This is a genomic window from Rossellomorea aquimaris (genome assembly GCF_020171925.1).
GTDB classification, from domain to species: domain Bacteria; phylum Bacillota; class Bacilli; order Bacillales; family Bacillaceae_B; genus Rossellomorea; species Rossellomorea aquimaris_F.
Genome location: NZ_JAIVAR010000007.1, coordinates 166783 through 182616, shown reverse-complemented (window position 1 = coordinate 182616; position 15834 = coordinate 166783). Strand labels below are relative to the sequence as shown.

13 protein-coding genes are annotated in these 15834 nt (G+C 43.8%); all 13 read right to left on the bottom strand.

What is annotated here, in order from left to right:
- Positions 1-339: 339 nt before the first annotated feature.
- The 13 genes from speD to icd all read right to left on the bottom strand — a co-directional run bounded on the left by speD (position 340) and on the right by icd (position 15725).
- On the bottom strand, positions 340-720 hold the full coding sequence (gene speD / locus LCM10_RS18420; protein WP_034756998.1) for an adenosylmethionine decarboxylase: 381 nt from the start codon (positions 718-720) through the stop codon (positions 340-342).
- Between the two features lie 329 nt (positions 721-1049).
- Complete coding sequence (locus LCM10_RS18415) at positions 1050-2078, bottom strand: glyceraldehyde-3-phosphate dehydrogenase (protein WP_224877725.1); 1029 nt, start codon at positions 2076-2078, stop codon at positions 1050-1052.
- A gap of 481 nt (positions 2079-2559) precedes the next feature.
- Positions 2560-3165, bottom strand: a complete 606-nt coding sequence (gene coaE / locus LCM10_RS18410; RefSeq protein ID WP_224877724.1) for a dephospho-CoA kinase — start codon at positions 3163-3165, stop codon at positions 2560-2562.
- 160 nt (positions 3166-3325) lie between these two features.
- A complete protein-coding gene (gene ytaF / locus LCM10_RS18405) occupies positions 3326-3961 on the bottom strand; it encodes a sporulation membrane protein YtaF (protein ID WP_224877723.1) in 636 nt (211 codons plus the stop codon).
- Between the two features lie 74 nt (positions 3962-4035).
- A complete protein-coding gene (gene mutM / locus LCM10_RS18400; protein ID WP_224877722.1) occupies positions 4036-4863 on the bottom strand; it encodes a DNA-formamidopyrimidine glycosylase in 828 nt (275 codons plus the stop codon).
- A gap of 24 nt (positions 4864-4887) precedes the next feature.
- The gene (gene polA / locus LCM10_RS18395) at positions 4888-7518 is read right to left on the bottom strand and encodes a DNA polymerase I (protein ID WP_224877721.1); all 2631 of its coding nucleotides are present in this window, start codon (positions 7516-7518) and stop codon (positions 4888-4890) included.
- A 239-nt stretch (positions 7519-7757) separates the two neighbouring features.
- Positions 7758-8693 (bottom strand): protease modulator HflC, encoded by a 936-nt coding sequence (hflC, locus tag LCM10_RS18390; RefSeq protein ID WP_224877720.1) that lies wholly within the window; start codon positions 8691-8693, stop codon positions 7758-7760.
- Positions 8693-9646, bottom strand: coding sequence for an FtsH protease activity modulator HflK (gene hflK, locus LCM10_RS18385; RefSeq protein WP_224877719.1), 954 nt, complete (start codon positions 9644-9646; stop codon positions 8693-8695). Before hflK ends, hflC begins: the two co-directional genes overlap by 1 nt.
- Positions 9647-9896: 250 nt before the next feature.
- Positions 9897-11681 carry a two-component system histidine kinase PnpS gene (pnpS, locus tag LCM10_RS18380; protein WP_224877718.1) on the bottom strand — a complete coding sequence of 595 codons (1785 nt, stop codon included), beginning with the start codon at positions 11679-11681 and terminating at the stop codon, positions 9897-9899.
- Entirely contained in the window at positions 11678-12394 is a 717-nt protein-coding gene (locus LCM10_RS18375; RefSeq protein WP_224877717.1) for a response regulator transcription factor, read from the bottom strand. Before LCM10_RS18375 ends, pnpS begins: the two co-directional genes overlap by 4 nt.
- Positions 12395-12597: 203 nt before the next feature.
- Positions 12598-13074, bottom strand: coding sequence for a MaoC family dehydratase (locus tag LCM10_RS18370; RefSeq protein ID WP_224877716.1), 477 nt, complete (start codon positions 13072-13074; stop codon positions 12598-12600).
- Positions 13075-13439: 365 nt separating this feature from the next.
- A complete protein-coding gene (gene mdh, locus LCM10_RS18365; protein ID WP_224877741.1) occupies positions 13440-14378 on the bottom strand; it encodes a malate dehydrogenase in 939 nt (312 codons plus the stop codon).
- Positions 14379-14453: 75 nt separating this feature from the next.
- Positions 14454-15725 carry an NADP-dependent isocitrate dehydrogenase gene (icd, locus tag LCM10_RS18360; protein ID WP_224877715.1) on the bottom strand — a complete coding sequence of 424 codons (1272 nt, stop codon included), beginning with the start codon at positions 15723-15725 and terminating at the stop codon, positions 14454-14456.
- Positions 15726-15834: the final 109 nt, after the last annotated feature.

The following is a 15834-nucleotide window of genomic DNA, read 5'->3' as shown; positions in this document are numbered from 1 at the left end:
ATTCCCGATACTCATTTGAATGGTGCTTTCCCATAGTGAACACGTCCTTTTTAATGATAGTTATAGTGTACGAATTATCATTTTGGTGTGTCCACTTTTTAGACTAACTTTAATAAATTTGGATTTTTGGCAGATAAAACGTAAAAACGGAAGATAAATCTCGATTTTGGAAGATAAAACGAAAAAACGGCAGATAAATCTCGATTTTGGAAGATAAAACAAAAAATCCGAAGATAACCCGCATCCCCCAGCCTAACAAGGCCCACAACACCGGACTCTCTTCTAAAAAACCATCAAAAAAGGGATGCACATATCATGCATCCCTTATCGGTATCTCTATTAAAGTGCCTGAGCCTGTGATTTTTTCACTTGGACCGGACCCATACCCCTAGGCAACTCGATTGTTTCACGAGTATCTGCACCAAGAGCGTCAGCAATATATTCCGCTGCGATATTAGGGTCTAAATCACCGCACGTGTATACATCAATACTAGCATAACCATGTTCAGGAAAGCTGTGGATTGTTAAGTGTGATTCAGAAATGATCACGACTCCACTTACACCTTGAGGAGCGAATTTGTGAAAGGCTACCTCACGGACTTCAGCACCTGATTTCAGTGCAGCATCTACAAATGTTTTTTCAATTCCCACTACATCATTTAGCTTTTCAAAATCGCAACCCCATAGTTCTGAGATTACATGACGACCCATTGTTTCCATTGATCGTTTCCCCCTTTGACATAATTTTTTTCGTCAAAATGAACAAGTCCCTTTGGCAAAATCTTAACTACCACGGGGGAAAGTTAGTCCGAAGAGGTCCTAACCCTTTAAGTAGCCAAATCAATATCATTTGCTATCAAGAAGTTCACGAAAAATAGTATACTTTGTTTAATATTCTTTTGCAATAAATTTATTAAAACTTTTTTAAAAGTAGCTGTCGTTCCCCCTCCACCCCTTTCCACTCAAGACTTCCCTTTTCACCACAAAAGAAAAGAACGCCCTGTGTTAGGGCGTTCCAATGATCATTCTCATCGTTTTTGTCGATTCTTTCAAACGTTCACCTTTGCTTTTGCATCCATTTCAGAGGCAACGAATTTGGCAAGATCGACCACTCTGCATGAATAACCCCATTCGTTATCATACCATGCGAGCACCTTCACTTTGCGGTTCCCCATGACCATTGTCGATAATCCATCAATGATGGCAGAGTGAGGATTTGTATTGAAGTCGATCGATACGAGCGGTTCAGTCGTATATTGAACAATGCCGTGCAGGGAGCCTATGGAAGCAGTGATGAACGCTTCATTGATTTCTTCTGCTGTTACGTCCCTTTTTACATCGACAACCAAGTCAACGAGTGAGACATTCGGTGTTGGCACGCGAAGAGCCATACCGTGAAGCTTGCCTTTCAATTGAGGCAGAACAAGTGATAACGCTTTCGCAGCACCCGTCGTTGTAGGGATGATCGATTGACCACACGCTCTGGCCCTTCTCAGATCCTTGTGAGGGTTATCGATATTCTTTTGATCATTTGTGTAGGCATGGACCGTTGTCATCAAGCCATTCTCGATTCCGAATTGTTCGTCGAGCACCTTCGCCACAGGGGCAAGGCAGTTTGTTGTACATGATGCATTTGAAATGATGGAGTGTTCATCGATTTTTAATGCGCTTTCATTTACACCCATAACAATGGTGATGTCTTCATTTTTACCTGGAGCAGTAAGGATCACTTTTTTAGCTCCGGCTTCGATGTGAAGACTTGCTTTATCCTTTGAATTGAACTTCCCTGTCGCTTCTATGACGATGTCTATTTCAAGCTCGTTCCAAGGTAATGCTTTGGGATCACGATTACTTAATAATTGAACTTTCTTACCATTGACGATGATGGCATTGTCTTCAGTCAGCACTTCAGCATCAAATATGCCGTGATTTGTGTCATACTTAATTAAGTGTGCAAGTGTTTCAGCAGGATAACTCGCGTTGATTGCAACAATTTCTATGTTCTCCTCTAAAATTGCCTTTCTGAATACCATTCTCCCGATGCGTCCAAAACCATTAATCGCAACTTTCGCCTTCATAAATCAGGCTCCCCTCTATATTAATGTTATACTTATATGTTGTTTAACTAAAAATAGTATAACATATTCAGAGAAATAGTTAATAAGTAAATTGCGGATTTTTAAAGTTTTATTATTCTGACAAATTATATTCTTTTGACCTTTAAAAAATGAATAATTCCCTTGATTACCGCTTTTGATTTCCGTGCAAGACTTCGCTTTCCGCGGTAGCCCGTGAGCCTCCTCGGTCGTACCTCCCTCCGGGGTCTCACATTAGCTACTCTTCCCGCAGGAGTCTTCGTCTTGCACTCCAATCAAAAGCTAGATCCACTTACTTGTTAAAATTTTTCATTTAATCATTTATTTTCCTTCAATAAATCGCTGGAACTTTCAACTCAGAGGAACACTTTTTTTCTCTGTTTCACTAATTGAATTTATTATATTCTTAGAAATCAAATTAAAAAGCCGACAGGACACAATTCCTGTCGGCTTAGGTTAAGTATCATGGTCTTAAGTCCCAATCATTTATTATCTTTTCAAGCTGCTGTTCTGATTCTTCTATTGTTCCGTTGTTGTTGATGACGGCATCGGCAAGGCCGATTTTGTCTTTTAGAGGGAACTGGGAAGAAATGCGGGAAGCCGCTTCATCTTTTGTGAATTGATTCCGTTTCATCAATCGTGATAATTGAGTGTCTTCGTCCACATAGACGACGATCGTCTTATCCACCATCCAAGTCAAGTCACTTTCATAAAGGAGCGGGATATCCATGATGATGGTTTGTTTCCCGGTATTTATGGCATCGTCCTTCTCTGAAAGCATCATGCCCCGGACTGCAGGGTGAACGATCCCATTCAATTTCTTCCTCATCTCTTCATTATGAAATATGATGGTACCGAGCTTCGCCCGGTCGATTGTATCATCTTCCTTACAAAGGATCTCCCTGCCGAATTCTTCTACAATGGCGAGATAAGCAGGCTGGCCGACCTCGACAACTTTTCTTGCCGCAAGGTCCGCATCAATGACGGTATACCCCTTTTGCTTGAGCATACTTGATACCGTGCTCTTGCCGCTCGCAATCCCGCCTGTTAATCCTAAGATGATGCTCATGTTTCAATTCCTTTCTTCATGCACGGCTCTGTTTATGCCACACTACAAGCATGTTCATCTAAGACAGAGCCGGATTGCATATAATCCAGTAGTACGTATTTTCGCTTCTGTTTTCATACACTATTCCATCTTATCAATCTAGAACATCGGCCGTTTATGACTAGAAACGGAGGATCCCAATCAGGATCAATAATACCCCAGGCAGGAAAGAAACCCGGTGTATCCATTTTAAATGTGAAAAGAATTGCCCCAACTTCAGACCAGATGATAAAAACAAAAAGCTCATGCAAAGAATGGCAACCGATAACAACAGTGGTGAAAAATGCAGCAATGCTGCTCCGATCCCTGCCCCGAATGCATCCAGTGACAAGGCGATCCCCAACATGAGTGCTTCAATGCCAGTGATCGTCCCTGAACGGTCAAAGTCGGCAGTCAGCGGTCTTCTGAGAATCTGAATGACAAGGCCGATGGATTTGATTTCGAAATTAATCAGTGTTTTTTCCTGTGACGGTTGAATGTCTTGCTTTTCGGGCCTGAAGAACTGATACAGGACCGCTGCCCCGATGGCAACGAGGATGAGCCCTCCGATCCTGCCTGCCCATTCAGGCGAAATGATTTTTTGAATCGTACCGCCGACCATCATGGCGACCAGCAGGGAACTCGCTGAGCAAACCGAAATGATGCTGATCGATTTTAGAGGGATCTGCACTTTGCGGAGCCCATAGGTCAACCCGGTACTGAAGCTATCAAGACTTACGGCAAATGCAAGTAATAACAAGGAGAAAAGTTCAGTCATCTTAAAGCCCTCCCAGAAATCATTACAATACTATATGGTAAGGGCTTATCAGATGTTAAATGTCCTTTAAAGCGTCATCCATTCTGGCAGCGGGGACAATAATGCGTCCCTCTTCCGGCTGAGACCTTCTTCTCGATGGGTGTCCCGCAGACTCTGCAGTCCTCCCCTTGCCTGCTATAGACAAAAAGGTTCTGTTGAAACATTCCCATTTGTCCTTGTGAATTCACATAGGTCCTGATCGTGCTTCCACCCATCTCAACCGCTTCATTCAAAGTTTCGATGATAGCTAGGTGTAATTGGTGAATTTCGTTTTCACTGAGTGATTTTGCTTTGCGGTCGGGGTGGATTCCCGCTCGGAACAATGCTTCATCTACATAGATGTTCCCTAATCCGACCATGATGGATTGATCGAGCAGGACCGCTTTGATGATCCGTTCCGTCTTTGTCAATTTCTGTTGAAGATAGTGTTCGGTGAAATCAGGTTGGAAGGGTTCTGGTCCCAACTGGCTCAATGGACGATTCAGCAGCTCGTCCCCTTTCTTGAATAAATGCATCGTTCCGAATTTACGTACGTCCCGATATCTGAGTGCCGTACCATCTGTAAAATGGAAGATCACATGGGTATGTTTTTCGATGGGATCGTTCTCATCATATAGCCCGTATTTTCCTTCCATCCTCAAATGGGACACAAGCGACACCTCATTCAGATCGAATATCAAGAATTTCCCCCTACGCCTCATCGCAAGAATTTCCTGCCCCTTGAGGCTATGGATGAATTCTTCGGTTTCTTCGGGGTTTTTGATCATTTTCGGCCAGAATACCGATACATCCTTTATCCTTTTTCCTAGGACAAGGACCTCCAATGTCTTCCTGACCGTTTCCACCTCTGGTAGTTCGGGCATTCCGGGCACCTCCCCATGAAAGTGTTACTTGGCATCGTACCAAGTAGGTCCATAAGAATAATCAACCTTGAGAGGAACCTCTAGTTCCATTGCATTCTCCATCACTTCCGGTACGATTTTCTTCAATGTTTCAATTTCTTCTTCCGGAGCTTCAAAGATCAATTCATCATGCACCTGCAGTAGTAAACGTGATTTCAGTTTTTCTTCTTTCAGACGGTATGCCATATCGATCATCGCCTTCTTGATGATATCTGCGGCACTTCCTTGAATTGGTGTATTCATCGCTGTCCGTTCGGCGAAACTTCTCAAGTTGAAGTTTCTGCTTGTGATTTCCGGTAGGTAGCGGCGGCGGTTCAGAAGTGTCGCAACGTATCCTTTCTGTTTTGCCTCTTGGACGATATCATCCATATACTCTTTTACCCCAGGAAAACTCTCAAGGTACTTCTTGATGAATTCACCGGCTTCTTTTCGGGTGATATCCAGGCTTTGTGACAGACCGTAGTCGCTGATTCCATAGACGATCCCGAAATTGACGGCTTTTGCATGACGCCTCATTTCAGAAGTCACATCATCCTTCGCTACACCAAACACATCCATGGCCGTTTTTGTATGGATGTCCATGTCATTCTTGAACGCTTCGATCAGTTTATCATCGCCAGCAATATGAGCGAGGACGCGTAGTTCGATCTGTGAGTAATCCGCAGCGAACATCACCCAGCCTTTTTCAGAAGGAATGAAAGCCTGACGGATTTTTCTCCCCTCTTCCAATCTGATCGGGATGTTCTGCAAATTCGGGTCAATGGAACTTAGCCTTCCCGTTTGTGTCAGGGCCTGATTGAACCTTGTATGGATTTTACCTGAGTTCTCATGGATCACTTTAAGCAGACCTTCCAGATAAGTGGATTGCAGTTTCCCCAGTTGACGATAATGAAGGATGTAATCGATGATTTCATGCTTCGACTGAAGCTTTTCAAGCACATCCGCTGATGTTGAATAGCCCGTTTTCGTTTTCTTTACAACAGGAAGACCAAGCTTTTCGAACAGAATCACTCCGAGCTGCTTTGGAGAGTTGATGTTGAAACTCTCTCCCGCCAGTTCATGTATGTGCTTCTCAAGCTCATCGATTCGTTTGCCGAGTTCTTCTTTCATATCCTCGAGTCTCTGTTTGTCCACCATCACTCCCGTATATTCCATTTCAGCAAGGATCAGGGCAAGCGGAAGCTCGAGTTCGGTGATCAATTCAAGTTGTTCGTTCTCTTCCAGTTCTTTCGTGCAGATGTCCTTCAATTCATACAGCGCAGCCGCTTTTCTTGCCAGATGCTCTGAAAGTACATCTTCTGTAGGTATTTTTTGTTTTGCCCCTTTACCATAGACTGCTTCGTCTGTATCGACCGCCGGTTGGTTATGTGCTTTCGCAATGGCAGCAAAATCATCCCCTGCAGAAGAAGGATTCAAAATGTATGAAGTAAGCAATAAATCAAATTCAATGCCTTTCAGATCGATCCCTTGCCTCTTTAATGAAACGACCGCCTGTTTCGAATCGTACACATATTTAACCTTATCTTCGTTCTCCGCCCACTTCTTGAAAGGATCCGAAGCGAGGGCCGTTTCCAAGGTGAAGTAGAATGTCCCTTGATCATTGTGCATGCTCAACCCAATGATGGACCCAAGATGATAATTGTCCTCGAGCATTTCGATATATAATGCACTTACATTTGCAAGGTGCTTCTCTTCGATGCTCTGAAGGGTTTCAAAAGATATTTCATCCAGGTCCTGCGTTTCTTCCTGAGATGTTTCTCCCATTTTTTCAAGCAGGGAGTGGAAGCCAAGATCCTTGTAGACTTCCTTCAATTTGGGTACATCCGCACCGTCATACTCCAGCTCCTCCACTTTGATGTCGACCGGGGCTTCCCTCAAGATGGTTGCAAGCTCCTTACTCATGACAGCCGATTCTTTATTTTCCTCGAGCTTTTCTTTCAGTTTCTTCCCGCTGACCTTATCGATGGATTCGAGCAGGGTTTCAACATTTCCGAATTCCTTCAGAAGTTTGATCGCTGTTTTCTCCCCTACCCCTGGGATGCCCGGGATATTATCAGAGCTATCCCCCATCAATCCTTTCATATCAATGATCTGATCCGGAGAGATCTCCCATTTTTCTTTAATATGCTGTGGTGTGTAGATTTCGAGATCCGTAATTCCTTTTCTTGTGATGCAGACGGTCGTTTTATCCGTGCTGAGCTGAGTGAGGTCTTTATCACCAGAGAAAATCTTCACTTTGTACCCATCTTGTTCTGCCTGCAAGGAGAGCGTGCCGATGATATCATCCGCTTCGTAGTTTTCCTTCTCGTAACGCTTGATGCCATAAGCATCCAGAAGTTCCCTGATATATGGGAACTGCTCGGACAATTCAGAAGGTGTCTTCTGTCTCCCTCCCTTATATTCCTTGTACGTCTTATGCCTGAACGTCGTTTTACCGGCATCGAACGCGACCAGGATATGTGTAGGGTTTTCATCCTCGAGCACTTTCTGCAGCATCGTTGTGAATCCGTATACTGCGTTTGTATGTACGCCTTTATCATTATTCAATAAGGGAAGGGCAAAGAATGCACGATATGCAATACTATTCCCATCAATCAATACTAACTTCTTCGTCATAAACGAACCTCCTCGTAAAGGGTAAAATACACAACTATTGTTTCTCTTTATGTGCTTGATCGTTTCTATGTCATCCTCCTTATTCTATCATGATGGTGATCGAAAGGAAAAAAAGGGGCACAAACGGATGTATCGACTTTCTTTGCAAATAGAGTCAGTACGAACGCTTGTAGATACCAAGATTACATAAAAAAAGCCCCTCCGCGGAGCGATGTCCATTTCGGAAGGGCGTTTCCCAATTACTCTGTGTACCCCATGAGCAACCGTGCATACGGAGAGTCTGAAGGCAATATGATGACGGTTTTGTCATCAACCGTTTTCTTATAGGTTTCTAGCGTTTTATATAAATCATAGAAATCAGGATCCTTCGAGAATGACTGGTTGTAGATTTTGGCCGCCTCGGATTCTCCTTCCGCCCGGATCACATTGGCATCTGCGCTTGCCTTGGCGAGCAGTTCCTTTACTTCCCTGTCGGTATCGGCCGTGATCCGTTGCTTTTCGGCATCCCCTTTGGAAAGGTATTCCTGCGCTTTCGATTCACGCTCTGATATCATGCGCGTGTAGACCGAATTTTCATTGGCTTGCGGAAGGTCCGTCCTCTTCATCCTGACGTCCTTCACGACAATGCCGTATCCATCCTTGGCGAGGAGTTCATTGACTTTCTTCGTGATTTGATCGTTCAGGCTTCCACGCGAGGATTTCTCATCATTGATGATTTGATCATAATTCAAGCGGCCAAGTTCTGCACGAACGACAGAGTAAATGAACTCCTCCATCTTCGTTTCCGCATTCACGACGGTTCTCGCATTTTTGATCATCTTCAGCGGATCTTCAATCCTCCACACTGCAAAGTTATCGATCAGCATCCGCTTTTTGTCTTTCGTATTGATTTCCGCTTCCGTCACATCATACGTCATCTGGTGCCTAGGAAGGGTCGTCACGGTTTGGATGAACGGGATTTTCATCTTCAATCCAGGATCCTTGTCTATTCTGACAACCTCACCAAACTGCCTTACAACCTTATACTCACTTTCCTTCACAATATAAAGAGAGGTAAAGAGAAGTAAAATGGCGGCGACAAGAAGGATGAGGAAGACACCGAATTTCCTGTATCTTTTCCATTCGACGGGTTCTTTTTTCCGTTGGTTCATATCAAATACATTCCCATCAGACATTATTCCTCACTCCCTTCCTGCTTAACGGGCGTCTGGTTTTCGAGCTGCCTGATCGGGAAATACTTCAATGTGTCCCCATTGTCCTTCATGATATAGACTTCTGCATCAGGCAATACATTCTCAAGCGTTTCAAGGACCAGGCGTTTTCTGGTGATGTCAGGGTTGTTCTTATATTCCGCGTACAATTTGTCAAAAACGGCCACATCTCCACGGGCCTGTTCCACCCTGGCAATCTTATCACCCTTCGCCCTTGACATGATGGCATCCTTCTCACCCTGCGCCTCATTGGTGCGCTGATTACGATACTTTTTCGCTTCATTTATTTTTGTATTCATCGTCTCTCGGGCATCCGTAACCGCAGTGAAAGCACTGCGCACTTCTTCGTTCGGCAGCTCTACATCCTGTAATTTCACTGCGAGGATACTGATTCCGATATCATACTCATCAATCAGGTCGGTCAGTAAATCCCTGACATTCGCTTCAATTTCTGCTTTACCGGATGTCAGTGCATCATCAATGAGAGAACTTCCGATGATGCTCCTTAATGATGCCGAGGTGGCATCGTATAAAATTTCTTTTGGGTCGTCCGCATTGTATAAGTAACTTTCCGGGTCTGTGATCTTCCATTGAACGACAAGGTCGGCCAGGACGATATATTCATCACCGGTAATCATCTTCGTTTCTTTCGGAACTTCTTTAATATTTCCATCCTTTTCTTCATAACCAAACTGAAGACTGAACGTTTCCTTTGAAAGAACTTCAACTGATTGCATCGGCCACGGCATCTTAAAGTGCAGTCCCGGCTCAACAATGGGCTCTCCCGCTTCACCGAACGTCAATACAAGCGCTTGCTCCGATTCATCAACCGTATACCACGAAGTGATCAACACCAAAATCAAAAGAAGAGCGGCGACAATCATTCCAGTAATCGTATAAATGCGTTTAAGGCTCATAAGCTCCCTCCCTTTCTTATCTCTTTAGCTGTTCTGTACTATATACGGATACCAATACAAAATGGTTTCAGGAATATGACAAAAAGGGGAGAGAGAGGAAAAAAGGCAATGCGAAAAGGCGAGAACGGGGTTGGTTCTCGCCTTTTCTTCACTCCTTGGATGAAGGGGTTTCATCTATTATAGTATCACCTGTTTATTAATCCTTTTTTAACCCTTTGTAAATAGAATGTAAAAAAACAGAAATACTACCTTATTCTCCGAAGGTTTGTTCAGGGAATATTTTGTATAGAGAAACCGTGAATGACGTGCCTTTATTCACTTCACTTGTCACTTCAATTCTGCCTTCATGTGCTTCTATGATATGTTTGACAATCGCAAGTCCCAGTCCTGTACCACCAGAGTTACGGCTTCTTGCTTTATCTACCCTATAGAAACGCTCAAAGATCCGAGGCAGTTCCTCTTCACTGATTCCGATTCCGTTGTCGATGATGGAAACATGTACCTGATCAGCATCTTCGTCTGTAGAAATGGTGACATCCCCACCCATCGGTGTATACACGATGGCGTTTGAAATCAAATTGATGAATACTTGCTTCAATCGGTAAGGATCAATTTCCGCGACTCCTTCAGCCCTGAATCTGGTATGGATGGAAATCCCCTTTTTATCTGCCTTATCCTTCAAAATAGGAAGCACTTCACCAACAAGATCGGATACATTCTGCTTCTCGATGGAAAGCTCAAATCCATGTTTTTCGATTTTACTTAATTCAAGAAGGTCCTGAATCAATGATTGCAAACGATCGCTCTCGGTCAAAATGATTTCAAGGAAGGACTTCAATGTTTCCTTATCATTCATGGCTCCGTCCAGTAACGTTTCAGAGAACCCTTTGATCGAGGTGATCGGTGTCTTCAACTCATGAGATACATTTGCTACGAAATCTTTCCGCATTTGCTCAAGGTTCTTGAGCTCGGTAATATCATGAAAAACGACGACGATCCCTTTCCACTCATCATTTTGCCCAATGATCGGAGCACCATAGACTTCATAATGCTTTCTCTCAAGTCGGTGAGGCAGGAGGATCTGTTTTCTCACGCGATCTTCAGTCATGAATATTTCTTCTACCAGCTTGTTGACCTGCTGATAATGAATCACTTCATGGTAGCGTACCTTCTTCAATTGACTTTCCTTCAAGTTAAAGAATTCCCTGAATGTACGGTTCGTCAAAACGACAAAACCGCGTTGATCAATCAACAGCAGCGCACTTCCCATATTTTCAACCAATGTTGTCAATCGGTCATGCTGCATCTCTTGCGAAGTGACCATTTCCTGGAGGTTCCGCGCCAATATATTGATCGACGTACTCAGCATACTGGTTTCATCCAATCGGTCCTCATATGTTCTTGCCCTGAAGTTCCCCTTTGCAAGTTCGATTGCGACATTCGTCGCGGACTCGATTGGTCTAGTATATCTCGCCGTGATCCTGGAACCGAGAATAATGATGAGAATCAATGCGAGACCGAGGGAGATCGTCAGGACCAGCCAAATTTGACCGGTACCCTTTTCAAGGGCATCTACTTCCGTACTCATGATCAAAAGGCCGTTTATCGATTGATCTTGCTTTTTAAGCGGGTACCAATAATACCTATATTCTTTTCCGGAAATGACTAGTTTTTTATTCTTATCCTTCACATCCCATTTGTCACCGATCTGATTGATCATCTGCTTTTGGTGACTGTCAAGGACCGGATTAACAGACTCGGTATCCTCGATGACGCTGCCTGATTTATCAAGGATGGTGATCCGGACATCCAATATATCACTTAGTTCCTTGATCATGGACGGATCAATGTCGTTCAGACTGCCATTCTCCTGAATTGAGCTGGCCAGTAACCTCGATTCCTTTTGGATCCTTGAATTAAAGGTGTCCATGTAGAAGTTCTTGAAGATTTGTCCCAAAACGATTCCGAGACCGATCAACACGATGATGATTAACGTAATGAGTGCAAAAAGCAGCTTGGTCCTGAATTTATTCATCGAGCTTTTGGCTCCTCCAGCTTATAACCGAGACCACGGATTGTTTTGATGTAGACTGGCTTCTTCGTATTAGATTCTATTTTTTCCCGAAGGTGGCTGATGTGCACATCGACAATCCTTGTATCGCCTGCAAAGTCATAATTCCAAACGGCACTTAGAAGCTGGTCCCTCGTAAGGACCCTTCCTTTATTGTTCGTCAAATACAGCAGCAGTTCAAATTCCTTCGGTGTAAGCTCCAGTAGTTCACCTTGGAAATATGCTTCATACTGCTCTGGGTATACCTTCAATTCTCCTACTTCTTTATAGTCATCCGTCTCCTCGACTGCCTCAGCCGGTTCCACTGGCGTCTGACTCCTCCTCAAAATCGCTTTTACCCGGGCGACAACCTCTCTCGGACTGAATGGCTTTGTCATATAATCATCAGCGCCAAGTTCCAGGCCTAGGACCTTATCGAACTCATCATCCTTTGCTGTCAGCATGAGAATCGGGATATTGATTTTTTTCTGTCTCAGTTCCTTGCACACTTCAATCCCATCCATTTTAGGAAGCATAAGGTCGAGGATCATCAAATCAGGCAGCTCATCGACCGCCATATCCCTCCCTGCTTCACCGTCATTCGCGGTAATGACCGAATAGCCTGATTGCTCCAAATTATACTTCAACAGTGTCGCGATCGATTGTTCATCTTCTACTACAAGGATTTTTTTGCTCATTTAAAGTGCCTCCACATACCAAAGAATTAACCCCATCATCCAACGTATTTATGTAATTGTATCTTCATTATAATACAAACCTGCAAGCTGACCATACCATAAAGTTATGATTAGTATGTGCATAATAAAAAAGAGCTATGAATTCATAGCTCTTTTAATACGATGGGCCTCCATTATCAATGGACGTTGATGCACTGATGTGATTAAAAATTCTCCAGCGTATGACTGTTCATCTTCTCAAGTTTATGCGGAGGACACACCTTGATAGTCCCATTTATCACTTTCTCGTCGTCTTCATTCACTGCAGTCACTGTTATCGTGACAGTATGGGAAGAGGGCTCAATTTCTGTCACTTCGAACAGGAATTGGATCGTCGCATAATGGTAAACGGGCTTCGGGAAGTCAATATTCTGTTCGATGATATGGGAGCCTGGTCCCGGTAAGTATTTGGATACTGCAGATGTGATGATTCCTGTAAGCATGATGGATGGAACGATTGGTTTCTTGAATGGTGTCTGGGAAGCATAGTCATGTTGGATGTATAATGGGTTTGCATCATTGGTTAATCCAAGATAGAGAAGCAGTTCATTGTCCTCTATTTTTTCCGTAAGGGTCAATTTCTCCCCGATCGACATTTCCTCGATTTTTCTTCCCAGTTTTCTTTTCTTGCCCAATAACATAAGAAGCACCTCCATATGTAAACGCATACATTTTATAATAATGAAAATTATCATTATTATCTGTATATTACTATAATATCACTTTTAGCGTTTCCATACAAAGGGATTTTACACATAAATATCCCCTTCGAACACCGCTGTTGATTTCCGTGCAAGATTTCGCTTTCCGCGGGTGACCCGTGAGCCTCCTGGGTCTCACATTTGCCACTTCTCCCGCAGGAGTCTTCGTCTTGCACTACAATCAACAGCTGGAATCTATTTATAACAATTTTCAGTTCGTTGCTCTATTGAATAGCTTCTCATTAAAACATACAAAAAAAGCCAATTCCATTTCAAGTGAGTGGAATTGGCTAATTTATGATTTTTCACGCCAATGACGACATGACGTTTTTGACGGAGTCTGCAGATTTGGCCAGGGCAGCCTGCTCTTCTTCAGTAAGCTCCAATTCGATGATTTTTTCGAGTCCGTTACCACCTAGGATGGTCGGGACTCCTAGATAGATCCCTTCGAAGCCGTATTCTCCTTCAAGGTATGCGATTGCCGGGATGACCCTGCGCTGATCTTTCAGGATGGCCTCCACCATCTGAACCAGGGAAGCAGCCGGGGCATAGTAGGCTGACCCATTGCCCAGCAGGCCGACGATCTCACCCCCGCCTTTACGGGTGCGCTCAACGATGGCATCCAGACGGTCTTTCGGGATCAATGTTTCTAATGGAATTCCACCAGCATACGAGTAACGGATTAACGGGACCATGTCGTCTCCATGTCCACCTAAAACAAATCCTGTCACATCCTTGACGGACAGATTCAATTCTTGTGCAACGAACGTACGGAAACGCGCGGTATCAAGGACACCTGATTGACCGATTACGCGTTCCTTAGGGAAACCTGATTCTTTGAAGACCGTGTATGTCATGGCATCCACCGGATTGGTCAGTACGATGATATAGCAGTTCGGAGAATATTTGACAATTTGCTCTGTTACAGATTTCATGACCTTCTGGTTTGTCTGAACCAGGTCGTCACGACTCATTCCAGGTTTACGCGCGATTCCGGCCGTGATGACGACAATATCAGAATCCTTTGTGTCTTCGTAGCTTGAAGTACCAATGATATTTGCATCAAACCCTTGAACCGGACTTGCTTCAAGCATGTCCAAAGCCTTCCCTTTTGTGGGATCTTCATTTTGAGGAATATCAACGAGCACAACATCACCAAGTTCTTTTTGCGCTAGCATGAGAGCAGTCGTTGCACCGGTAAAACCTCCGCCAATCACTGAAACTTTTCTGCGTTTAATTGTCATCATGGTTCCCCCTGTTCATTTTAAATTATGTAAGACAGAAGCACTCCTAAAAAAGGAATGCTTCTGATGTTAGGTTTATTCCATATTTTCGATTAATGCAGTTCCGAATTCAGAACATTTTACTTCCGTTCCACCTTCCATCAGACGGGCAAAGTCATATGTCACGACTTTAGAAGCAATGGTCTTTTCCATTGATTTCATGATTAGGTTAGCCGCTTCAGTCCAACCAAGGTGTTCAAGCATCAACACTCCTGAAAGGATGACTGAAGATGGATTCACTTTATCCATGCCGGCATATTTAGGAGCCGTTCCGTGAGTCGCTTCGAAGATGGCATGTCCAGTCTCATAGTTGATGTTCGCACCAGGCGCGATTCCGATTCCACCCACTTGTGCTGCAAGTGCATCAGAAATGTAGTCACCGTTCAGGTTCATCGTAGCGACTACATCGAACTCTGCAGGACGAGTAAGGATTTGTTGTAAGAAGATATCAGCGATTGAGTCCTTCACGATGATCTTGCCAGCAGCTTCAGCTTCTGATTGCGCTTTGTTTGCTGCTTCGATCCCTTCAGCATCCTTGATCTTATCGTATTGAGCCCAAGTGAATACTTTATCCCCGAACTCTTTCTCTGCAAGCTCGTAACCCCAGTTCTTGAATGCACCTTCAGTGAACTTCATGATGTTCCCTTTGTGTACAAGCGTCACTGATTTACGTCCTTCTGTGATGGCATAATTGATCGCCGCACGTACAAGACGTGAAGTACCTTCTTCAGATACAGGCTTGATACCGATTCCTGATGTTTCAGGGAAGCGGATTTTGTTTACTCCCATTTCATCTTGCAAGAATGAGATCAGTTTCTTGACTTCATCAGAACCGCTAGCATATTCGATACCAGCATAAATATCTTCAGTGTTTTCACGGAAGATGACCATGTCAGTGTCTTCTGGACGCTTGACCGGTGAAGGAACACCTTCGAAGTAGCGTACAGGGCGCAAGCATGTGAACAGGTCCAATTCTTGGCGAAGGGCAACGTTCAATGAACGGATTCCGCCACCAACAGGCGTTGTAAGTGGTCCCTTGATCGCAATGAAGTACTCATTGATTGCTTCAAGTGTTTCATTAGGAAGCCATTCACCCGTTTTGTTGAATGCTTTCTCCCCTGCATAAACTTCCTTCCACTCAATCTTACGCTCACCTTTGTAAGCTTTTTCAACAGATGCATCTAATACTCGCTGAGCAGATGCCCAGATATCTGGACCAGTACCGTCACCTTCGATAAAAGGAACGATTGGGTTGTTTGGCACGTTAAGCTGGCCGTTTTGGTTTGTAATCTTTTCACCTTGTGTCATTATGTAACCTCCATTTTTCTTCATGGTCAAAGGGGGATAACCCATAAGTGCTACTTGGCAATCAGAGTCATTCCCCTTTCTATTTATTACACCAATATTTTTACTATTT